The 21,733-nt window shown below is 68.4% G+C and carries 15 protein-coding genes; 9 read left to right on the top strand and 6 right to left on the bottom strand.

Annotated features, from left to right (window positions below; translation table 11 throughout):
- Nucleotides 1-263: 263 nt before the first annotated feature.
- Nucleotides 264-1,217 (top strand): hypothetical protein, encoded by a 954-nt coding sequence (locus AC5P7E_RS04215; RefSeq protein WP_012478691.1) that lies wholly within the window; start codon nt 264-266, stop codon nt 1,215-1,217.
- Nucleotides 1,217-3,853: a glycerol-3-phosphate 1-O-acyltransferase PlsB gene (gene plsB / locus AC5P7E_RS04210; RefSeq protein WP_044569309.1), complete on the top strand. Its 2,637-nt coding sequence runs from the start codon at nt 1,217-1,219 to the stop codon at nt 3,851-3,853. Before AC5P7E_RS04215 ends, plsB begins: the two co-directional genes overlap by 1 nt.
- An 88-nt stretch (nt 3,854-3,941) precedes the next feature.
- Here plsB and AC5P7E_RS04205 read toward each other — a convergent pair whose 3' ends face one another.
- Nucleotides 3,942-4,145, bottom strand: a complete 204-nt coding sequence (locus AC5P7E_RS04205) for a YdcH family protein (protein ID WP_005407501.1) — start codon at nt 4,143-4,145, stop codon at nt 3,942-3,944.
- A 90-nt stretch (nt 4,146-4,235) separates the two neighbouring features.
- On the opposite strand from AC5P7E_RS04205, the gene ttcA reads away from it, so the two are divergent.
- The 3 genes from ttcA to AC5P7E_RS04190 are packed head-to-tail and all read left to right on the top strand — an operon-like array spanning nt 4,236 to nt 6,937.
- Nucleotides 4,236-5,156 carry a tRNA 2-thiocytidine(32) synthetase TtcA gene (gene ttcA, locus AC5P7E_RS04200; protein WP_171956739.1) on the top strand — a complete coding sequence of 307 codons (921 nt, stop codon included), beginning with the start codon at nt 4,236-4,238 and terminating at the stop codon, nt 5,154-5,156.
- Nucleotides 5,157-5,192: 36 nt separating this feature from the next.
- Complete coding sequence (locus AC5P7E_RS04195; RefSeq protein ID WP_005411825.1) at nt 5,193-6,098, top strand: recombination-associated protein RdgC; 906 nt, start codon at nt 5,193-5,195, stop codon at nt 6,096-6,098.
- Nucleotides 6,099-6,157: 59 nt separating this feature from the next.
- Nucleotides 6,158-6,937, top strand: coding sequence for a M48 family metallopeptidase (locus AC5P7E_RS04190; RefSeq protein WP_060380963.1), 780 nt, complete (start codon nt 6,158-6,160; stop codon nt 6,935-6,937).
- Between the two features lie 402 nt (nt 6,938-7,339).
- On the opposite strand, the gene AC5P7E_RS04185 is transcribed toward AC5P7E_RS04190, so the two are convergent.
- The gene (locus tag AC5P7E_RS04185; RefSeq protein ID WP_049449746.1) at nt 7,340-8,206 is read right to left on the bottom strand and encodes a methylglyoxal synthase; all 867 of its coding nucleotides are present in this window, start codon (nt 8,204-8,206) and stop codon (nt 7,340-7,342) included.
- Nucleotides 8,207-8,374: 168 nt separating this feature from the next.
- Here AC5P7E_RS04185 and AC5P7E_RS04180 point away from each other — a divergent pair, with 168 nt between their 5' ends.
- Nucleotides 8,375-10,783, top strand: coding sequence for a response regulator (locus tag AC5P7E_RS04180; RefSeq protein WP_087802885.1), 2,409 nt, complete (start codon nt 8,375-8,377; stop codon nt 10,781-10,783).
- Here AC5P7E_RS04180 and AC5P7E_RS04175 read toward each other — a convergent pair.
- From AC5P7E_RS04175 to AC5P7E_RS04165, 3 genes are all read right to left on the bottom strand, one after another.
- Nucleotides 10,769-12,214, bottom strand: a complete 1,446-nt coding sequence (locus AC5P7E_RS04175; RefSeq protein WP_114618734.1) for an FAD-dependent oxidoreductase — start codon at nt 12,212-12,214, stop codon at nt 10,769-10,771. The genes AC5P7E_RS04180 and AC5P7E_RS04175 overlap by 15 nt on opposite strands.
- 84 nt (nt 12,215-12,298) lie before the next feature.
- Nucleotides 12,299-16,753, bottom strand: coding sequence for a glutamate synthase large subunit (gene gltB / locus AC5P7E_RS04170; protein ID WP_114618733.1), 4,455 nt, complete (start codon nt 16,751-16,753; stop codon nt 12,299-12,301).
- Nucleotides 16,754-16,927: 174 nt separating this feature from the next.
- On the bottom strand, nt 16,928-17,317 hold the full coding sequence (locus AC5P7E_RS04165) for an I78 family peptidase inhibitor (protein WP_005407509.1): 390 nt from the start codon (nt 17,315-17,317) through the stop codon (nt 16,928-16,930).
- A 111-nt stretch (nt 17,318-17,428) separates the two neighbouring features.
- Between AC5P7E_RS04165 and AC5P7E_RS04160 the strand changes: the two genes are divergently transcribed.
- A complete protein-coding gene (locus AC5P7E_RS04160) occupies nt 17,429-18,484 on the top strand; it encodes a DNA topoisomerase IB (protein ID WP_005407510.1) in 1,056 nt (351 codons plus the stop codon).
- Here AC5P7E_RS04160 and AC5P7E_RS04155 read toward each other — a convergent pair.
- Nucleotides 18,462-18,770 (bottom strand): putative periplasmic lipoprotein, encoded by a 309-nt coding sequence (locus AC5P7E_RS04155; protein ID WP_005407511.1) that lies wholly within the window; start codon nt 18,768-18,770, stop codon nt 18,462-18,464. The genes AC5P7E_RS04160 and AC5P7E_RS04155 overlap by 23 nt on opposite strands.
- A 219-nt stretch (nt 18,771-18,989) precedes the next feature.
- On the opposite strand from AC5P7E_RS04155, the gene AC5P7E_RS04150 reads away from it, so the two are divergent.
- On the top strand, nt 18,990-20,108 hold the full coding sequence (locus tag AC5P7E_RS04150) for an SDR family oxidoreductase (RefSeq protein WP_099485048.1): 1,119 nt from the start codon (nt 18,990-18,992) through the stop codon (nt 20,106-20,108).
- A gap of 123 nt (nt 20,109-20,231) precedes the next feature.
- Complete coding sequence (locus AC5P7E_RS04145) at nt 20,232-21,647, top strand: XVIPCD domain-containing protein (RefSeq protein ID WP_099523764.1); 1,416 nt, start codon at nt 20,232-20,234, stop codon at nt 21,645-21,647.
- The last annotated feature ends 86 nt before the right edge of the window (nt 21,648-21,733 follow it).

Below are 21,733 nucleotides of genomic sequence, written 5' to 3'. Positions count from 1 at the left end.
TTTAGGCCGCACTACGTGAAGTGTTGCCTTAACTTGAGCGGCAGCGTAGGATCGCCGCCATCCGGTCCTCGGGCCGGACATGTGCCACAACACTGTCCACCGGCCCTGCGCCGGTTTGAAGAGCCTGTGATCCCCGTGATCCCGGCTCTTTTTTTATTCCCATCAGTGACTTGCACAAGCAACAGCGGAAACCGTGACGTCCCGGCTTGCCGCTGTCACGTCACAGGCCGCAAGATGCGGACCGGTCCGGGGAGTCCGAGTGCATGAGCGTGGCAGTGCGAGGAAGGTCTGCGCGTGGATGGGGGCTGGCAGCCATGCTGCTGCTGGCCGTGGCGGCGTGTCGTGAATCGGCCCAGGACCCGGCCAAGCCGGCGGCCGAGCCGGTCGCGGCGGTGCAGGCCATGGCGCTGCGCCTGGCCGAGGACGATCTGGTCGGCTATGCAAAGCTGTCGGTACCGCCCAGCCAGTACCAGCGCCTGCAACAGGCCTGGACCGAAGGCCACAGCCAGTGGCCGCTGACCGAACTGCCGCTGGGTGACCAGCTGCTGCCGATGCTGGCCGCACTGCGCAAGCCCAATGCCAGCGCCGAACTGCAGCGCAGCTTCGATCGCCAGCTGGCCGGACAGGCCGGCGCGGTTCGCCAGGCCGCGCAATCGATGGGCAACTTCGGTGTGCAGTACCTTCGCCACCAGAAGGGCTATACGCCTGGCCAACAGGCGCATTACATCGCCCTGGTCGAAACCCTGGCCAGCTGGGCGCAGGGTGCCCCGATCAGTGACCGGGCCCGCGCACGCAGCACCATCGCCGCGCTGGTCGGCGCCGCCAACAAGGTCGGCTTCGACGACGAAGCCGGCCTGCAGGCCGCGGGCATGGAAGGCAGCCTGGCGCAGCTGGCGCCGTTCATCCACACCCTCAAGGCGGTGCTGGGCAGCTACGGGCTGGGCGTGGACGACGCGTTGCGCAGCGTGCGCGGCGAACTGCTGTCGGTGGAAGGTGACAACGCCCTGGTACGCCTGCGCTACGACCTCGCCGGTCGCGAGATGAGCCTGCAGCTGCCGCTGAGCCGCCGCGAAGGCCACTGGTACCTGACCCGCACCCTGGCCGACACCGACGCGCTGCTGCGCAAGGCCGAGGCGGCCCGCGCCGCTGCGTCGCCGTCGCCGGCTGAAGCCCCCGCCGAGGGTGGGGAAGCGGCAACGCCGCCGCCTAAGCCATAATGGCGCCGATGTCGAAACAGAACCCGCTGCCGTTCCCCGGCGAAGAATCCCAGTCGACGCCCGCCGATACGGTGCCGGCGTCCCCCTCGACCGGTACCGGCCCGAACCCGGTACCGCCGCCCGTGCACGCGCGTCCGGCCGGCCGACGCCCACTGTGGGCACGGTTGCTGGGCCGCCTGGTCGAGCCGTGGCTGTCGCTGAAGATCGAGCCGGAAGACCCGGGCCAGTACAACGATGGCCGCCCGGTCATGTACGTGCTGGAAGACTACGGCCTGTCCAACGCGCTGATCCTGGACAAGGCCTGCCGCCAGGCCGGCCTGCCGTCGCCGCTGGTGCCGCTGGCCGGTGACCCGACCGGCCGCAAGCGCGCCTACCTGGCGCTGTCGCGGCGCAGCTCCAGCAATTCGCTGATCCCCGAGCAGCGCGGTGCCAAGACCCATTCCGACTCGCTGGCCAAGGTCCTGCAGGCACATCGCGTGCGCGATGACCTGGACGTGCACCTGGTGCCGGTGTCGATCTTCGTCGGCCGCGCGCCGGACAAGCAGAGCGGCTGGTTCGCGGTGCTGTTCTCGGAAAACTGGGCGCTGGTCGGCCGCTTCCGCCGCCTGCTGGCGGTGCTGCTCAATGGCCGCAGCACCATCGTCCGCTTCGCGCCGCCGATCTCGCTGCGTTCCATCATCGACGAAGGCCTGGAGCCGGAACGCACGGTACGCAAGCTGCAGCGCGTGCTGCGCACCCATTTCCGCCGCATCCGTGAATCGGTGATCGGCCCCGACCTGTCGACCCGTCGCCTGCTGGTGGACCAGGTGCTGGCCGCCGAACCGGTGCGCGAAGCGATCGCCGCGCAGGCCAAGCGCGACAATTCGAAGACGGCCGATGCCTGGAAGAAGGCACACGCCTACGCCTGGGAAATCGCCGCGGACTATTCCAGCCCGGTGGTGCGCTCGGCCAGCTTCATGCTCAGCCACGTGTGGAACCGCATCTATGCGGGCGTGCTGGTGCACCATCTGGACAAGTTCAAGGCCGCCGCGCCGGGTCACGAAGTGGTCTACGTGCCCAGCCACCGCAGCCACATGGACTACCTGCTGCTGTCCTACCTGCTGTACGACCGTGGCATCGTGCCGCCGCACATCGTGGCCGGCATCAACCTGAACCTGCCGGTGGTCGGCACCCTGCTGCGCAAGGGCGGTGCGTTCTTCATCCGCCGCTCGATCCGTGGCAACGCGCTGTACTCGGCCGTGCTCAGTGAGTACGTCGCGCAGCTGGTGGCCGGCGGCTACTCGCTGGAGTACTTCGTCGAAGGCGGCCGCTCGCGTACCGGCCGACTGCTGCAGCCCAAGGGCGGCATGATCTCGATGACGCTGCGTGCGTTCCTGCGCCAGCCGCGCAAGCCGGTGCTGTTCCAGCCCATCTACATCGGCTACGAGAAGCTGATGGAAGGCGGCAGCTACCTGGACGAACTGTCCGGCCGGCCGAAGGAAAAGGAATCGATCTGGTCGCTGCTGTGGGGCATCCCGAAGGTGCTCAAGCAGAACTACGGCCAGGTGGTGGTGAACTTCGGCGAACCGATCGCACTGAACGACGTACTGGCCGAGAAGGCGCCGGAGTGGAAGGGCGAGGCGGTGTCCGAGGACGAGAAGCCAGCCTGGCTGTCGACCACGGTGGACACGCTGGCCGAACGCATCCAGGTGCGCATCAACGGCGCAGCTGACGTCAATCCGATCAACCTGCTGGCGCTGGCCCTGCTGTCCACGCCGAAGCACGCGATGGGCGAGGCCGACCTGATCGCGCAGATCGAGCTGTGCAAGACGCTGCTGGTCGAGATGCCGTATTCGGACCGGGTGACGGTGACCCCGCACTCGCCGGAGCGGATCATCGCCCACGCCGAGGAAATCAACGTCCTCACCCGCATCAAGCACCCGCTGGGCGACGTGCTCAGCGTCAGCGGCGATACCGCGGTGCTGCTGAGCTACTTCCGCAACAACGTGCTGCACCTGTTCACCGCCTCGTCGTGGGTGGCCTGCTGCTTCCAGAACAACCGCCGCATGAGCCGTACCGGCCTGGTCCAGCTGGGCCGCACGGTGTACCCGTTCCTGCAGGCCGAGCTGTTCCTGCCGTGGAGCGAGGACGAATTCGCACAGCGCATCGACCAGACCATCAACGTGTTCGTGCGTGAGGGCCTGCTGCAGAACGTCAATGACGACGACGGCGGCATCTTGGCGCGCAACACCGGGCAGACCGACGAGGTGTTCCGCCTGCGTGCGATCGGCCACTCGCTGCAGCAGGCCTTCGAGCGCTACTACATCGCCATTTCGGTGCTGGTGAAGAACGGCCCGGGCGTGCTGGGCGCGGCCGAGCTGGAAAGCCTGTGCCAGCAGGCGGCGCAGCGTCTGAGTCTGCTCTATGCACCGGCCGCGCCGGAGTTCTTCGACCGCACCCTGTTCCGCGGCTTCATCCAGAAGCTGCGCGAACTGCGCCTGGTGTGGCCGGACGAGAACAGCAAGCTGCTGTTCGACGAGCGCCTGGATGCCTGGGCCAAGGACGCCAAGTTCATCCTCGGCCGCGAGCTGCGCCACACCATCGAACGGGTCAGCCCGGAAGCAGCGCGCCCGGACGAGCCGGCGCCGCAGGATTGAAGGCAGCGCCGGGCCATGCGGTGGGTGTGGACCTTGGTCCACACCTTCCAGCCGTGCCAACCAGGGTTGGCACCCACCAGGACGGTCCTTAGGCCGGTTCGTCGGGAATCTGCAGGCTTTCCAGCCTGGCAATGCAGTCCTTCAACTGCAGCTTGCGCCGCTTCAGGCGCTTGGCTTCCAGCTCGTCCTCGCCGTTGGCGGCCATGCGGGTGATCTGTTCATCCAGCAGGCGGTGCTCGGCGCGCAGGGCGGCGAGGCGTTCGACAATCTCGGCGGGGTCGTAGGTATCCACGGCTTCGAGGATACACAGCGATGATGACCGCCGGGAGAGGGGAATCCCGACCCCCGGCCGTGGCCGCTCCGAGCCGTTAGAATGGAGCCCATGAGTGCCGTGATTTCCCTCCCTGATCCCCAGCCACGCGCCGCCCGCGATCCGCGCGTGGCCGAGCGCGAGCAGCACAAGCTGGCCAAGCGCCTGCGCCGCCAGGTCGGCGAGGCGATTGCCGACTTCGGCATGATCGAGGCCGGCGACAAGGTGATGGTCTGCCTGTCCGGCGGCAAGGACAGCTACACCCTGCTGGACGTGCTGCTGCAGCTGCAGAAGAAGGCGCCGGTGCCGTTCGAGCTGGTGGCGGTGAACCTGGACCAGAAGCAGCCGGACTTCCCCGAGCACGTGCTGCCGGAGTACCTGGCCGGGCTGGGCGTGCCGTACCACATCATCGAGCAGGACACCTATTCGGTGGTCAGCCGGGTCATCCCGGAAGGCAAGACCATGTGTTCGCTGTGCTCGCGCCTGCGTCGTGGCGCGCTGTACAACTACGCCGAGACCCACGGCTTCACCAAGATCGCGCTGGGCCACCACCGCGACGACATGGTGGCCACGTTCTTCATGAACCTGTTCCACCACGCCAAGCTGTCGGGCATGCCGCCGAAGCTGCGCAGCGATGACGGCAAGCATGTGGTGATCCGGCCGCTGGCCTACGTGCGCGAGAGCGACATCGTCGACTACGCGCAGGCACGCCAGTTCCCGATCATTCCCTGCAACCTGTGCGGCAGCCAGGAGAACCTGCAGCGCCGCCAGGTCGGCCTGATGCTGAAGCAGTGGGAGAAGGACCACCCGGGCCGCATCGAGCAGATCGCGCGCGCCATGGGCGAAGTCCGGCCCTCGCAGCTGGCCGACACCACCCTGTTCGACTTCATGGCGCTGGGCCGTCGCGACGACGCGCCGCTGCCCGACGCCCATGCCTGGCTGGCCGGTTCCCCGGCCGACGCCGACGCAGATCCCGAGACGCCCACCGTTTAAGGTCGGTCGCCCTTCCTCTTTGCCATCCGGAATTCCATGTTCTTTCGCAACCTGACGTTCTTCCGTTTCCCGACCACCACCGATTTTTCCGAAGTCGACACGCTGCTGCCGCACGCCCTGCTGAAGCCGGTCGGCGCACTGGAAATGAATTCGCGCGGCTTCATCTCGCCGTTCGGCCGCGAGGAGAAGGAACTGCTCTCCCACCGCATCGCCGAACACCTGTGGCTGACCGTGGGCGGCGAGGACAAGATCCTGCCGGCGGCGGTGGTCAACGACCTGCTCGAGCGCAAGCTGGAGGAGATCGAGGAGAAGGAAGGCCGCCGCCCGGGTGGCCGCGAACGCAAGCGGATGAAGGACGACCTGCTGCATGAACTGCTGCCGCGCGCCTTCGTGAAGTCCTCGCGCAACGACGCCTTCATCGACCTGCAGCACGGCTACGTCGCGGTGGATACCTCCAGCCGCAAGACCGGCGAGTACTTCATGTCCGACATCCGCGGCCTGCTCGGCAGCTTCCCGGCGATGCCGCTGAACGCCGAAGTCGCGCCGCGTTCGATCCTGACCGGCTGGATCGCCGGCGAGCCGCTGCCGACCGGGCTGAGCCTGGGCGAAGAGTGCGAGATGAAGGACCCGGTGGAAGGCGGCGCGGTGGTCAAGTGCCAGCACCAGGAACTGCGCTGCGATGAGATCGACAAGCACCTGGATGCCGGCAAGCAGGTGACCAAGCTGGCGCTGATCTTCGAGGACAACCTGTCCTTCGTCATCGGCGACGACCTGATCGTGCGCAAGCTGAAGTTCCTCGACGGTGCCCTGGACCAGCTGGAGCATGCCGACGAAGACGGCCGCCGCGCCGAGTTCGACGCCCGCTTCGCCCTGCAGAGCGCCGAGATCCGCCGTCTGTTCCTGTTGCTGGAAGAAGCCTTCAAGCTCAGCAAGGCTGACTGAACAGGCAGCCCGACGGCCGCCGGTCATCCGGCGGCCCGAAGCGGCGCTATGCTGGGCGCATGAGCCGTCTGCTGCGCCGCCTGATCAGCCCGACCCCGCCCGCCACCGTACAGCGCGACACCGTTCGCCTGCGCCTGGAGGATGCCGAGATCGAGGTACTGCGCGTGCGCGATCCGCGTGCGCGCCGCATCAAGCTGAGCGTGGACGAACGCGGCGCGCGCCTGACCCTGCCACCGCGCGCAAGCCTGGTGATGGGCGAACGTTTCCTGGAACAGCACCGCGACTGGCTGGCACTGCAGCTGCGCCAGTACCAGGGCCAGGGCCTGCCGGCACCGCTGCAGCCCGGCGAAGACGGCGTGCTGCCGCTGCGCGGCGAACTGTTGCCGCTGCGCTGGCAGGAAGGCCGCTACGCGCGCCTGGAGATCGACGCGCATGGTGCCTGCGTGCAGTGGCCGACACGTGGTGGTGACGCCACCCTGCGCCGCCTGCTGCGCGAGTTCTACGAAGCACAGACCCGCGCCGACGTCGGCCGCTGGCTGCCGAAGTACCTGCCCACACTGCCGCGCGCACCCAGCCGCCTGCGATTGAAGGTGATGTCCTCGCAATGGGGCTCGCTCGCCCCCGATGGCAGCATGGCACTGGACCTGGCGCTGGTACTGGGCCGCCCTGAGGCTTTCGAGTACGTGCTGGTGCACGAGCTCTGCCACCTGATCCAGCCCAACCACTCGTCCGCGTTCTGGCACGAAGTGGAACAACGCTTCCCCGCCTGGCGCGAACAGCGCGATTACTTCCAGCTGGAAGGCCGCCGACTGAAGGCGATGCTGCGGCAACTGCTGTAGCGCCAGCGCTACAGCAGTTGCCCACGCATTCTTCCTCTACCCCCGCCTTCGGCGCGCCCCTTCAACAGAAGGGGCTTCACTCCAGAGCGTGTGCTGAGCGGTCGAGCAAGCCCGATGCTGCGCAAAGAATGGGCATTCCCCACCATGGCAACGCGCCATGGAGCGCGCGCAGCGCGCGACCCGCTCCTGCTCTTCTTTTCTTTCTTCCGTGGTGGGCACACCGGAATCTGTCCGTGGCCGGGCGGGGTCGGTTGCGCAGGGGCGTGAGCCACATGGATGCGGCGACCGAGCTTACAAGGACGTACTTGCAGCGACCCTTGCGCAATCCACCCCGCCCGGCCAAGCACGGCTTTGCCTACGGATACCACCCACCACGAGGGGCTCAGCCGTTGGCCGAAATCCTCACCTCGCCCGCAACGCCGCCGCCGCCGCCCAGCGCGCCGCCACCCGCGGCGCCGTAATGCACACCGCCTGGTCGGTCACCGTCGTCACCGCGCGCTCCAGCAGCTGGATATCCGCCTCATGCTGGCGCGCTACGTGCGGATCCTCGAAGAAGATCGCGCGCTGGCAGCGCCCTTCCAGTACCCGGTCGGCAATCTGCGCATCGCCGCCCATCGGGCCGCTCTGGTAGCGCGTCACCCAGGGCGTATCGCTGGGCCAGCCACGGCTCCACGCCAGCTCGTTCAAGCGCTGGCCGGTGGTTCCGGTTGCCACCCGCTCACCGAACCGCGCCAGCACATCGAAGTGCTCATCGGCGAAGGCCAGCATCGCCGGCTTCATCGCGTCGTGCGCGATCAGCGCCAGCGTCTGTCCTTCGAACGCATGCAGGTCGTCGGCGCCAGCATCGGCAGCCAGTCCGGCATGGATGCGTTCCACCTCGATCCAGTCGCGCGCGGTGGCCACGGTGGAAATGAAAGGCTTGCCGTGGATCACGCACTGCCGCTTCAGCGCCGTGGCTTCCGGAAACACCGAGGATGGATCGACCGGATCGATCAGGTAGACCGCGCCATCCAGTGTCCGATCCGGCCCCATGCCAACCACCTCGGCCACCAGCTTCATCAAGCCACCCTCGCGACCATAGGGGTAGCGATGCAGGCCCGCGTATCCGGTCAGGAAGCCCTGACGCTGTATCGCGTCATGGGTGCGGCCGACCGCGTGCAGCGACACGCCCAGCTCGCGCAGGCCGGGTTCGCTGACGCGCAGCCAGCGGAACAGGGCGGCGCGCGCGTCGTGGTGATGGAGACGGTTGGCAGCCAGGCCGATGCGCATCGAATGCTCCGCAGATACGGGTGAAAGCGGCAGTGTATGTCGCCATTCACCTATCTTGGTGTTTTTACAACTTTCTTCATTGCGCCTCGTCCACGCGCCGCTAGCGTACGAGGCAGCGGTACCGCTGCGCGGCCGTTCATTTCCGCCCGCCAGAAGAGGATGCCCATCGTGAACGCCGCTGGCCTGCGTGCCGCCACCGCGGTCGTGGCCGGCCTGCTGTTGCCTGCCCTGGCCGCCGCTGCGGATTGCAGGACGCCGCTGCGCATTGCCTGGCCCGCCGACCGCGCGCCGTTGTCCTCCAGCGAGCAGGGCCAGCCGCGCGGGCTCAGCGCGCAGTACCTGAAGCTGCTGGGCGCGCAGCGACCACTGCAGATGCAGCCATTGCCAACCGCCGCCATCGCCGAGGGAACGGTGCCGCCCGACGTCCAGGCACTGCTGGGCTGGTCGCGCTCGCAGTTGCCGACGGGGTGGGTGGCCAGTGCGCCCTACGTGCAGCTGCCACAGGTCATCGTGCGGCGCCGGGATGCATCGCCGGTGCTGGGCCTGGAGGCGTTGCGCGGAGGCACCGTGGCCAGTCCCGACCCGCTGTCGCTGGTCGGGGCGCTGACGGAACAGGCGTCTGGCGTGCAGCTGTTGCCCCCCGCCCCCATCGACGACGCCCTGTCACTGCTGGGCACGGGCCTGGTCGATGCCGTGGTCGCCAATCTTGGAGAGGTCGAGGCCGCGTTGCGCCACTATCAGGGCGAGCCGCTGGTAATCGCTGCGCCGGCCGGAATCGACGACGCGCCGGTGCTGGCCACCGTGCCCGCCTGCGCCGACGTCATCCCGGTGTTCGAGCGGACCGTGTCGCAGCTGACCGCGAACGAACGCGAGGCGATCCGCACGTCCTGGCTGCCGAACCAGCCGCGACACCCGCCCTCTGCGTCCCCCCTGCGCTGGCTGGTGCCGGCCTCGCTGACCCTGCTGGCGCTCATGCTGGTGTACGCCTTCGGCTACTGGCGCGTGCATCGCGAGAGCGAGCGTCGCCGCGTGGCTGCGCAACGCCTGCAGGAGGTGACCTCGAACCTGCCAGCGGTGGTCTATCAGGCGCGTCGCTCTGCCACCGGCCACTACAGCTTTCCCCAGATCGCAGGTGACGTGCAGGCGTTGTTCGGAATCAGCGTGGAAACCGCCCTGATCGATCATCAGCGCCTGCTGGCAGCGGTTCATCCCGATGATCGCTCGCGGCTGATGGACACCGTCGACGCCGCTGCCCTGGCGCGGGGCCCGATCGATGTCACCTTCCGCACGCGCTCGCCACAAGGCTGGCGCTGGGTCCACTCGCATGGACGGCCGCTGTCCCTGGACAGCGGCGACGTCGAGTGGAGTGGCTACTGGATCGACGTAAGCGGAGTGCAGGCGCGCACCCATGCGCTGGCCGAGGCGCGCCGTGCGGCCGAGCAGGCAGCCCTGGCCAAGGCCCACTTCCTGGCAACCATGAGCCACGAGATCCGTACGCCGATGAGCACCCTGCTGGGCATGCTCGAGCGGTTGGAGGGCAGCGATCTGGATCATCGCCAGCAACAGGTCCTGGTGACCGTGGGTGATGCTGCCCAGATGCTACGGCAGATCCTGGACGACGTGCTGCACAGCCAACGGCTGCAGGCACTGCCGCTGCAGCTGCGACCCACGAACGTGGCGGCACTGGTGCGCGCGGTGCAGCAGTTGCTGATGCCGGTGGCGGCCAGCCGGGGCCTGCATCTGCGGATCCAACTTGATCCGGAATTGCAGGCCGGATCGCTGGCCGACGGCCTGCGCCTGCGCCAGATCCTGTTCAACCTTGCCGGCAACGCGCTCAAGTTCACCGAGCATGGCGGCGTGGATCTGCAGGTGCAGGTGCTGCAGCAGCACGATGGCGGCCAACGTCTTCGCCTGCAGGTCAGTGACAGCGGGGTGGGCATCAGCCCGGAACGGCAACAGGCGGTGTTCGCTGCTTATACCCAGGCCGAGGCATCGACAACGCGCCGTTTCGGCGGCAGCGGCCTGGGCCTGGCGATCTGCCGTGAACTGGCTGCATCGATGGAAGCAGAACTGTGCCTGCGCAGCGCGCCAGGCAAGGGCACCACCGTGTGGCTGGAACTGGATCTGGACGCCTGTGAGTTGCCTGCCGAGGCATTGCCGCTTCCGGCAGAGGCGGCGCGGCCACTGTCGTCGGCCCGGGTGCTGGTAGCTGAAGATCACCCCACCAACCTGCATCTGCTGGAGCAGCGCCTGCATGATCTGGGTCTGCAGGTGCACGCCTGCACCGATGGTCGCCAGGCCTTCGAGGCCTGGCAGGCGCGGGCGTTCGACCTGGTCATCACCGACTGCCACATGCCGCACATGGATGGCTTTGCCTTGGCACGGGCCATCCGCGCCGACGCCTGCGCGGTTCGCGCGCAGGTCCCGATCATCGCGCTCACGGCCAGCGCGCTGGATCGCACCCGCGAGGCCTGCCGCGAAGCGGGCATCGATCATTTCCTGGCCAAGCCGGTGGCGGCGCAGGAACTACGGGGCTTGCTGGCCGTGCTGCTGGCGCCGGAATCAGTGCGCCAGTAGGCGGATGATGCTGGCGGCGGCGTCGCGGCCTTCGGCCACGGCGGTCACCACCAGGTCGGCGCCACGCACTGCGTCACCGCCGGCGAACAGGCGCGGGTGCGCAGTCTGGAATGGCAGGCGGTCCTTGCCGCCAGCCACGATGCGGCCGTTGGACCGACCTTCCACGCCGTGCTCGGCCAGCCACACCGGCACGGTTGGCGAGAAGCCGAAGGCGATGATCACCACATCGGCCTCCAGCAGCGATTCGCTGCCGTCGATCGGCACCGCATTCTGGCGGCCATTGGCATCGGGCTCACCCAGCCGGGTTTCGACCACGGTCACGCCGATCACCTCATCGTCGGCGCCGGCTTCGATCGACAGCGGCTGGCGGTTGAACAGGAAGCGCACGCCTTCCTCGCGCGCATTGGCCACTTCGCGCGCGCTGCCGGGCATGTTGGCTTCGTCGCGGCGGTAGGCACAGGTGACCTTGGCCGCGCCCAGCCGCACCGCGCTGCGCACGCAGTCCATGCCGGTATCACCGCCACCCAGCACCACCACGCGCTTGCCGTTGAGGTCGGGCAGGGCGATGCTGTCTTCCCAGCCGGCAATCGGCCGGCCCTTCGGATCATCGCCGCCGACGATGCGGCTGTTCTGCACCAGGAACGGCAGTGCCGGCAGCACGCCCTTCAGGTCCTGGCCGTCGAGGCCACCGTCGGTATAGCGGTAGGCGCCGGTACCGACGAACACCGCATCGTGGCTGTCCAGCAGCTGCTGCACGCTGAGGTCACGGCCGATCTCCACACCGAGGCGGAACTGCACGCCCATGCCCTCGAGCACTTCGCGGCGGCGGTGGATCACATCCTTGTCCAGCTTGAAGCTGGGAATGCCGAACTGCAGCAGGCCGCCGATCTGCTCATAGCGGTCGTAGACCACGGCGGCAATGCCGGCGCGCGCCAGACGGTCGGCACAGGCCAGCCCGGCCGGGCCGGCGCCGATCACAGCCACGCTGCGGCCGGTCGGCTGCACCGCGCCCAGGTCCGGGCGCCAGCCCGTGGCCAGCGCGGTATCAACGATGTACTTCTCGACCGCGCCGATGGTGACCGCACCGAACTCTTCCAGCGTGCAGCTGCCCTCGCACAGCCGGTCCTGCGGGCAGACCCGGCCGCACACTTCCGGCAGCGGGTTGGTGCTGTGGCACAGCGTGGCCGCTTCGTGGATGCGGTTTTCCTGCACCAGCTGCAGCCACTGTGGAATGGCGTTGTGCACCGGGCACTTCCAGCTGCAGTAGGGGTTGCCGCAGTCCAGGCAGCGACCGGCCTGGTACTGGGCATCTTCCTTACCGAACTTGCCGTACAACTCACCCCAGTCGCCGGACGTGCGCAGTTCCACCGGAATGCGCTGCGGCATGGTGCGGGGCAGGTCGAGGAACTGGAAGGCGTGCTTGCGGCTCATGGCGGGCTCTGTGGTGTTTTGCGGTCGCCGGCCAGCGGCCGGCACTACGTGGTCCTGGGTTGCCGGCAGCGGCCGGCACTACCGTTACGCGGCGCGTCGCAGGGTTTCGGTCAGCGACTCGATGCTGGCGGCCTTCGGTTTGACCAGCCAGAACTTGCCGATGTAATCGCGGAACTCGTCCAGGATCTGCTGCGCCCAGATGCTGCCGGTCAGCTCGCGGTGGCGGCCGATCAGGCGGTGCAGGTGCTGGCGGTAGTTCTCGAAGCCCTCGGCGGAGACGCGATGGATGTCGATCAGCTCGTGGTTGTAGCGGTCGACGAAATCGCGGTCGACGTCCAGCACGTAGGCCAGGCCACCGGTGAAGCCGGCACCGAAGTTCAGGCCGACCTTGCCCAGTACCAGCACCACACCATCGGTCATGTACTCGCAGCAGTGGTCACCGGCACCTTCCACCACCGCCAGCGCGCCGGAATTGCGTACCGCGAAACGCTCGCCGGCGCGGCCAGCGGCGAACAGCTCGCCACCGGTGGCGCCGTACAGGCAGGTGTTGCCGATGATCGCGGTGCTGCGCGCTTCGAAGCGCGCGCCACGCGGCGGGCGCACCACCAGACGGCCGCCGGCCATGCCCTTGCCGACGTAGTCGTTGGCTTCGCCTTCCACTTCCAGATGCAGGCCGCCCACGTTGAACGCGCCGAAGCTCTGCCCGGCGCTGCCACGGAAGCGCAGTTCCAGCGGCGCCTCGGCCATGCCCTGGTTGCCGTGCGCGCGCGCCACCGCACCGGCCAGTCGGGTGCCGATGCTGCGGTCGGTGTTGTGGATCAGGAAGCGATGCTCGCCGCCGCGCTTGTGCTCGATGGCCGGCGCCAGCAGGCCATCCATCTGCGTGGCCAGGCTGTCCGGCGATTCGTACAGGCGCTGGGCGGCGCAGTGGCTGCCCTCGTAACGGGCATCGGCCAGCAGGCGCGACAGGTCCACGCGCACGCCGTCACGCGGCGCGGCCTCGATCTGCCGCAACAGGTCGGTACGGCCGACGATCTCTTCCAATGAACGCGCGCCCAGGTACGCCAGCCAGCCGCGCACTTCCTCGGCCAGCAGGCGGAAGAAGTTCTCCACGCGCTCGGGCTGGCCGGTGAAGTGGTTCTCGCGCAGGCGCTCGTCCTGGGTGGCCACGCCGGTGGCGCAGTTGTTGAGGTGGCAGATACGCAGGTACTTGCAGCCCAGCACGATCATCGGCGCGGTGCCGAAGCCGAAGCTGTCCGCGCCCAGCAGCGCGGCCTTGACCACGTCCAGGCCGGTCTTCAGGCCACCATCGGTCTGCAGCAGGGTGCGCCCGCGCAGGTCGTTGGCCAGCAGCGCCTGGTGCGCTTCGGCCACGCCCAGTTCCCACGGCACGCCGGCATAGCGGATCGAGCTGACCGGCGAAGCACCGGTCCCGCCGTCGTGGCCGGAGATGGTGATCAGGTCGGCACCGGCCTTGACCACGCCGGCGGCGATCGTACCCACGCCGGCATGGCTGACCAGCTTCACCGACACCAGCGCGGTCGGGTTGACCTGCTTGAGGTCGTAGATCAGCTGCGCCAGGTCTTCGATCGAATAGATGTCGTGGTGCGGCGGCGGCGAGATCAGGCCGATCCCGGGCCGGGCATAGCGCAGGCGCGCGATCAGTTCGTTCACCTTGTGGCCCGGCAGCTGGCCGCCCTCGCCGGGCTTGGCGCCCTGCGCGACCTTGATCTGCAGCACTTCGGCGTTGACCAGGTATTCGGCGGTGACGCCGAAGCGGCCGGAGGCCACCTGCTTGATCTTGCTGCGCTTTGCGGTGCCATAGCGGGCGGGATCCTCACCGCCTTCGCCGGAATTGCTGCGGCCGCCGAGGCGGTTCATGGCAATGGCCAATGCTTCATGTGCTTCCGGCGACAGTGCGCCCAGGCTGATCGCCGCGGTATCGAAGCGCGGGAACAGGGTACTGGCCGGAGCCACCTCGTCCAGCGGTACCGGCGTGGCCGCCGGCACCAGTTCCAGCAGGTCGCGCAGCGCCGACGGTGGACGTGCATGCACGGCATCGCAGTACTGCTGCCACGCACGCGGGTCACCGCTGCGGGCCGCGCGCTGCAGGGTGGTGACCACGTCCGGGTTGTACATGTGGTACTCGCCGCCGTGCACGTACTTCAGCAGGCCGCCCACGTCCACGTCCTGCTGCGCGTCCCAGGCCTGTGCGCACAGCTCGCGTGCGTCGGCATCCAGGCGCGCGAAGCCAGCGCCACCGATGCGCGAGGCCGTATCCGGGAAGCACAGGTCCACCACTTCCGGTTCCAGGCCGATGATCTCGAACAGCTGTGCGCCGCGGTAGCTGGCCACGGTACAGATGCCCATCTTCGAGATGATCTTCGACAGGCCCTTGTAGACACCCTTGCGGTAGCGTCGGCCGATCTGCGACTGCTCACCGCCCTTGCTCAGCTTGAGGATGCCGCGGCGGCCCAGGTCGAACAGGGTCTGGTAGGCCAGGTAGGGGTATACCGCGGTGGCGCCGAAGCCGAGCAGGCAGGCCATGTGGTGCGGGTCGCGCGCGGTGCCGGTCTCGACGATGAGATTCACGTCGCAGCGCAGGCCCAGCCGCGACAGGTGGTGGTGGATGGCGCTGGTGGCCAGCAGCGCGTGCACCATCGGCCGCCCGGCCACCGGGTAGCGGTCGGACAGCAGCAGCATCACCATGCCATCGCGCGCGGCCTGTTCGGCCTCGCTGCAGATGCGCTCGATGCCGGCGCGCAGGCCCTCGTCCTCGCTGTAGGACAGGTCGAGCAGGCGGTTGGCCTGCACGTACTGCTCCATCTTCAGCAGCTGGCGCAGCTTGCGCTGGCTCAGCACCGGCGAGTTGAGGATGACGTGGTTCACCGTCTCCGGGCCGGCATGGAAGATGTTGGTCTCCTTGCCGAGCTGGGTGGACAGGGACATCGCGCAGTCTTCGCGCAGCGGATCGATCGGCGGGTTGGTGACCTGCGCGAAGGCCTGGCGGAAATAGTCGTACAGCGGGCGGCTGCGCTGGCTCAGCACCGCCATCGGCGTGTCATCGCCCATCGAGCCAGTGGCTTCCTGCTCGGTCTCGGCCAGCGGCCGCAGCACCTGCTCCACTTCCTCGCTGCTGAGCTGGTAGAGCTTGTGGTAGCTGCGCAGGGTGGCTTCGTCGAACGGCTCTTCCACCAGCGACGGGTCGATCAGTTCGGTCTGCAGGTAGGTCACGCCCTGCTGCAGCCACTGCTTGTACGGCGCGCGGCCACGGTTGATGCGGTCCACCGCGTCGGAGTCGAGCAGGTCGCCGCGCTTGAGGTCGATGGCGATCATCTCGCCGGGGCCGAGCTTGCCCTTGCGCACCACGCGTTCGGTCGGCACTTCCCACACGCCGGCCTCGGAGGCGACCAGGAAGTGGCGGTCGGCGGTCAGCATCCAGCGCGCCGGGCGCAGGCCGTTGCGGTCCAGCGTACACACCGCATAGCGGCTGTCGCAGGCGACGATGCCGGCCGGGCCATCCCACGGCTCGCTGTTCAGGCCGTGGAACTCGTAGAACGCGGCCAGGTCCGGGTCCTTGAATTCCAGCGACTGGGTGGCGGGCGGCACCAGGATGCGCAGCGCCTGGATCAGCTCCATGCCACCGGCGACCATCAGCTCCAGCATGTTGTCCAGGCTCTGCGAATCCGAACCGTGCATGGAGATGACCGGGTCGAATTCACCAATATCGAAGCGCGGCGTCTTCCACACCTTGCTGCGCGCCTGCGCCCAGCGACGATTGCCCTCGATGGTGTTGATCTCGCCGTTGTGGGCGAGCATGCGGAACGGATGGGCGAGCGGCCAGCGCGGCAGCGTGTTGGTCGAGAAGCGCTGGTGGAACACGATCGCGCTGGAGGCCAGCTCGCGGCGCTGCAGGTCCGGGAAGAAGCGGCTGAGCTTGTCCGGCAGCACCATGCCCTTGTAGCTGATCGCATCCGGGGTGAGGGTGGCGACGTAGAAGTCGGCGTGTTCGCGCAGTTGCTGTTCGCTGCGGCGACGGGCCAGGAACAGCGCCAGTGCGAAGCCGGCATCATCCTTGCCAACCCCGGCATCGACGAACACCTGCTCGATGCGCGGCAGCGTGTCGCGCGCCAGTTGGCCGCAGACGCTGTCGTCGGTCGGTACCTCGCGCCAGCCAGCGACCTTGCAGCCCACCGCTTCCACCTGCGCCTGCAGCTGCGCGCGGCAGGCCTGCGCAGCGTCGGCGTCATGCGGCAGGAATACCAGGCCGGCCGCGAAGCGTGCGGCGACGGCAATGCCGGCCTCACTCGCCAGCAGTTTCAGGAACGCATCGGGGCGGCGCAGCAGCAGGCCGCAGCCATCACCGGTCAGGCCATCGGCAGCGACACCGCCACGGTGGGTCATGCGCGAAAGCGCGGCGATGGCGGTATCAACCAACAGGCGCGATGGTTGATCGTCGAGCTGGGCGACCATGCCAAATCCACAGGCATCGCGCTCGGAGCGCGGGTCGTAAAGCCCTTGGCGGTTGCGGGGGGCCATCTCTACCTCGATGCGTATAGGGTTGGCGGCGACACTCGTCCCCGCTCATTCCCTGGAGCGCATCGTGAGGCCACCGGATGCCTCGACTAGATCACAGGTTGCTGCAACGCCGCAATACACGGTTGCAGGTGCAACGGAACGCGCCGGCAACCCAGTGCCGGCGCGGGGCGGGACTCAGCCGCAGCGCACGCCGCTGACGGCGCCCTTGTCGTCCACTTCGATGTTCAGGCGGTCGCCGAGGAACTCCATCGTGGCCACATCATTGGGCTTGAGCACGCGCACCTGGCTGGCACCTGCATCTTCCTGTGCCTGCTTGCCGAGGGCATCGGTGTAGGCCTGGCCGACCAGGCTCTGTACCTGGCTGGCATCGCAGGTGCCGACCGGCGGAGCCTCGGTGGCCTTGCCGGCGTCGTCGGCCGGCGCCTTGGCTGCTTCGGCGGCCTGCTGGGCGTGGGCGGTGGCCGAATCCTGTTCATCCAGCGCCGGTGCCTGGCAGGCGGTCAGGGCCAGCACGGCCGGCAGCAACAGGGCGGAGAGCGAACGGGCGCGAATCGGGAACGACATCATGACTCCGGAAGGGGTTGTGAAGACCCGAGCATAGCGGCGAACCGGCCCTCACGTGTTTGTCTTGTGTTATCGACAGGATCGCGGCATGGCGACGGCGACACTGGCGGCATGCCAACTCCCTCCACCCCCGAACGACAGGCAGCGCGCGCGGCCGGCCTGCGCTATGTCGACGACACCCAGCCGGGCATCAGCCGGCGCCGCGCCGGCAAGGGCTTCAGCTACCGCGATGCTGATGGCCACGCGATACGCGACGCCACCACCCTGCAACGCATCCGCGCACTGGCGATCCCACCGGCCTACACCGCGGTGTGGATCTGCGCCCACGCCAACGGCCACCTGCAGGCCACCGGTCGTGATGCGCGCGGTCGCAAGCAGTACCGTTACCACCCCGATTGGGCCAGGGAGCGCGATGCAGGCAAGTTCGATCGCATCATCGCCTTTGGCGAGGCGTTGCCTACTCTGCGGCGGCGGCTGTCGCGGGATCTCAAGCGCCCCGGTTTCCCGAAGGAGAAGGTGCTGGCCATGGTGGTCGCACTGTTGGCGGACACGCTGGTGCGGGTCGGCAATGAGACCTATGCGCAGCAGAACCGTTCGTTCGGACTGACCACACTGCGAAACCGGCATCTGGAGCTGCTGCGCGGTGGCCGCGTGCGCATGCGCTTCCGCGGCAAGTCCGGGCAGCTGCAGGAGGTCACCGTGGGCGACCGCAGGCTGGGGCTGCTGGTGCGGCGCCTGCAGCAGCTGCCGGGGCAGGCCCTGTTCCAGTACCGCGATGACGACGGTGCGCTGCAGCCGGTCGACTCCGGCGCGGTGAACGACTACCTGCGCGAGGTGATGGGCGAGGACTTCACTGCCAAGGATTTCCGCACCTGGGGCGGGACGGTTGCGGCGGTGCAGGCGTTTGCCGCCACCGAACTGCCGGAACCGGCCAGCCAGCGCGCACTGGCGCAGGCGCAGCGCGCGGTGGTGTGCGAAGTGGCGTCGCTGTTGGGCAATACCCCGGCGGTGTGCCGCAAGGCCTATATCGACCCCTGCGTGTTCGCCGGCTGGGAGCGCGGCGAACTGGCCACGCTGGCCGGCCTGCGTGGGCCGCGCCAGTGGGAACAGGCGACCCTGCGCGTGCTGCGCAGGGCGCGCCGGCTCAGCCGCAGTAGATCGCGGTGATGTTGTTGGTGCGGCCCTTTTCGATGGTCAGGCGGTCGCCGCCTTCGCTGGCCGGCGGCACCCGCGGGCCGTCGTGGCGCAGTACCCGTACGTGCAGGCTGTCGCTGTCCACCCGTGCGCGTGCGACGGTGGCGTCCGACGCGGCCAGGCCAAGTGCGCCGCGCACCCTGTCGCTGTGGCACTGGCCGGAAATCACACCGTCGATCGGCTGTACCTGGGCCACCGGTGTGCTGCTGCAGGCGGCGAGGGCAAAGCAGACGGCGGCGGTGGCGATGGCGTGTTTCATGGAGGCGTTCCTTGTGTGATTGCGTGCAGGGTGCGACGGCGCACGTGGTGGCGGAATGAATGCCGTGCACATCATGGACACGGCGCGCTCACTGCCGCCAACAGCAGGGGCGGAGACACTGCAGGAGCGGCGGATGCCGCCCCCGGTACTGCGGCGCATGCGCCCGGTAGTGCCGGCCGCTGGCCGGCAATCCCATTCCCCCCCCCCGAGGAGACCTGCATGGCCACCACCAGGAAAACCCCCGCCCGCCGCAAAGCCTCACCCAAGGTGCGCAAAGGCAGCACTGCAACCAGGACCATCGCCGACCCTGATCGCCCGCGCGTGGTGAAGACTGCAACCCGCAAGGCCGCCGCCAGCGATCCCCGCGCCGCCCGCGTTGCGGCACGGCAGCGGCGCCTGCAGGACCAGGAGAAGGCCAAGGACGCCCGCGCGGCCAAGAAGGCAACCAAGAAGGCAACAAAGAAGACCGCGACCCAGGCCGGAGCACGACGCCAGCCGGAGGCGATGCCGGCGCAGCAGCTGGCCAAGCCCGGGCACGAACACGAACTGGAGCTGGCGCCGCGTTTCCTTGCACCCGACTACACCGGCAGCGGCAAACTGCAGGGCATGCGTGCGATCGTCACCGGTGGCGATTCCGGCATCGGCCGCGCGGTGGCGGTGCTGTTCGCACGCGAAGGTGCCGACGTGGCCGTGCTGCACCTGGACGAGGCCGAGGACGCGGACATCACCCGCCAGCACGTGGAGCGCGAAGGCGGTCGCTGCGTGGTGATCGCCGGTGACGTGCGCGATCCGCGCTTCTGCAACAAAGCGGTGAAGCAGGTGGCCAAGGCGTTCGGCGGCATCGATATCCTGGTCAACAACGCCGCGTTCCAGCTGCACTGCGAGCGGCTGGAAGACCTGGAAGACGCGCACCTGCAGGAGACCCTGCAGACCAACATCGGCGGGTACATCCAGATGGCGCGCGCGGTGCTGCCGCATCTGGGCGAGGGCGCCAGCATCATCAACACCGGTTCGGAAACGGGAATCTTCGGCAGCAAGGCGCTGATCGATTACTCGGCGACCAAGGGCGCGATCCACGCGTTCACCAAATCGCTGGCCAGCCAGCTGCTGCCGCGCGGCATCCGGGTCAACTGCGTGGCGCCGGGGCCGGTATGGACGCCGCTCAACCCGGCCGACAAGCCGGCGCAGGACGTGGCGGAATTTGGCAAGGACAGCGACATGGGCCGGCCTGCGCAGCCCGAGGAACTGTCGCCGGCCTACGTGTTCCTGGCCTCGCCGGCCTGTGCCAGTTACATCAGCGGGGTGATCCTGCCGGTGATGGGTGGGCCACGCGGGTGAACAGCACTACGGCGTGGCGTCTGCTGAACGGGGCTTCGCGCAGGTGTGTGGCGTGTGTCAACGGCTGCGCCGGTGCGGTGGGGTAGGCTGGACTCCCATACCGATCACGTTCAGGGAAAGATCATGCCGGAGATGGATATCAACGCAGCGGCCGATGAAGTCGTCGCCCTGTTGCGGCAGAACGATGCCCGTGGCGCGGCCGCCCGCCTGGAGGCCCTGCACAACGGCCAGCGTGGGGTGGTGCAGGAATCGCTGGATCGCTACATCGCGGCGCGGGGCGCCACCGAGCTTGAGGCGCTGCGACGGAGTGGTGGCGTATCCGCCACCGACGCGGCCACGGTCAACCCGATGCTGGATCGCCTGAGCGACGCGACGCGCCCACCGCGCATGCCCGACGCCGCGGAGACTGCGGGCCTGAGCCAGGCCCAGCAGTACGACGTGTATGGCAGCATCGTGGCCCAGCGCGGCAACGCCGCGGCGAACGATGCGATGGCCACGCAGGATCGCGTGGTGCTGGGGCTGCGCGACGAGAACCGCACCACCGAGGCGCGAGGACGTGGTGTCTACGACGACCGCATCGTGGTGCTGTGGAAGGATGCGCAGGGCCACGGCCATGTGCGCGAGTTCAACCAGGCCACGACAGAACCGACCGCCCAGTACGACGGACACGCCAAGACCACGCCACGCAGCTCTGGCTTCGGCAACGTGGCGCCGCGTACCAAGACCGAGGGCGAGGACGTCAACGGCGACCGGGTCAAGGATCTTGGACGGTTGGGCGAAGGCACCACCGAGATGCGCGCGACCACGCATCCGCGCAACGGCCATCCCGATGAGTTCGCGTTGCGCCCTTCGCAGGCGGCCATCACCGCCGGCGCTGGACGGGTGGAGCGCGACAGCAATGGCGATGGCTGGTTCGATGCGCGCGATACCCAGGGCGTGCAGGACCTCAACGACACCTTCAAGATCCATCGTGGCAGCCGGTCCAATACCGATTCGGCGGGCTGCCAGACCATCGGCGGCGGTGAGTACGACGACTTCGTGGCGACGGTACGCGGCACCCCCGGGCAGAACCGCTGGCAGTATGTGCTGACCTCGGTTGCGCCGGGCCAGGCGCGCGGGCTGGGACAGGACACGCCGCTCGCGGCCAATGACGATCCCCGGCAGCCGCAGCACCGCGACCATGCCCTGCAGCAGCAGATCAGCACGCACCTGCAGGCCTTGGGTGGGCGCTACGCCGAGCACGCCGATGACTACAGCCTGGTGATGCTGCGCGAAGCGAAGGCCGCAGGCATCACCCGGGTCGACCAGATCGTGGCCAGCAATCCCAGTGGCGGCCGCGCTGCGGGTGAGACACTGTTCCTGGTGCAGGGCAGTCCGGGCGATCCGGCGGCCGTGCGCGCAGGCGTCAACGCAGCCGAGGTGCGCGAGACTGCGGTGGAAACCAGCCTGCGCCAGCTGCAGCAGCAAGCGCGCGAACAGGGTGCACCCGTGCCCGCGCCGGCACAGCAGCACGAAGCACCCGCGATGGGAGGACGTTGAAGGATGGTCCGTCTACCCTTGATGTCCGGTTTGCCGTGGGTGTTGCTGCTGGCGTGCAGCGCATGCGCACCCGCCGGGGAGCACAC

It is taken from the genome of Stenotrophomonas sp. YJH_SMC_25, from assembly GCF_059369595.1.
Note: the sequence above shows the minus strand (reverse complement) of the source record. Positions and strands in the feature narration are given on the sequence as shown.

Coding starts and splice junctions, on each gene's coding strand:
- AC5P7E_RS04215 (WP_012478691.1), top strand. CDS start 264: ATGAGCGTGGCAGTGCGAGGAAGGTCTGCGCGTGGATGGGGGCTGGCA.
- plsB (WP_044569309.1), top strand. CDS start 1,217: ATGGCGCCGATGTCGAAACAGAACCCGCTGCCGTTCCCCGGCGAAGAA.
- ttcA (WP_171956739.1), top strand. CDS start 4,236: ATGAGTGCCGTGATTTCCCTCCCTGATCCCCAGCCACGCGCCGCCCGC.
- AC5P7E_RS04195 (WP_005411825.1), top strand. CDS start 5,193: ATGTTCTTTCGCAACCTGACGTTCTTCCGTTTCCCGACCACCACCGAT.
- AC5P7E_RS04190 (WP_060380963.1), top strand. CDS start 6,158: ATGAGCCGTCTGCTGCGCCGCCTGATCAGCCCGACCCCGCCCGCCACC.
- AC5P7E_RS04185 (WP_049449746.1), bottom strand. CDS start 8,206: ATGCGCATCGGCCTGGCTGCCAACCGTCTCCATCACCACGACGCGCGC.
- AC5P7E_RS04175 (WP_114618734.1), bottom strand. CDS start 12,214: ATGAGCCGCAAGCACGCCTTCCAGTTCCTCGACCTGCCCCGCACCATG.
- gltB (WP_114618733.1), bottom strand. CDS start 16,753: ATGGCCCCCCGCAACCGCCAAGGGCTTTACGACCCGCGCTCCGAGCGC.
- AC5P7E_RS04165 (WP_005407509.1), bottom strand. CDS start 17,317: ATGTCGTTCCCGATTCGCGCCCGTTCGCTCTCCGCCCTGTTGCTGCCG.
- AC5P7E_RS04160 (WP_005407510.1), top strand. CDS start 17,429: ATGCCAACTCCCTCCACCCCCGAACGACAGGCAGCGCGCGCGGCCGGC.
- AC5P7E_RS04155 (WP_005407511.1), bottom strand. CDS start 18,770: ATGAAACACGCCATCGCCACCGCCGCCGTCTGCTTTGCCCTCGCCGCC.
- AC5P7E_RS04150 (WP_099485048.1), top strand. CDS start 18,990: ATGGCCACCACCAGGAAAACCCCCGCCCGCCGCAAAGCCTCACCCAAG.
- AC5P7E_RS04145 (WP_099523764.1), top strand. CDS start 20,232: ATGCCGGAGATGGATATCAACGCAGCGGCCGATGAAGTCGTCGCCCTG.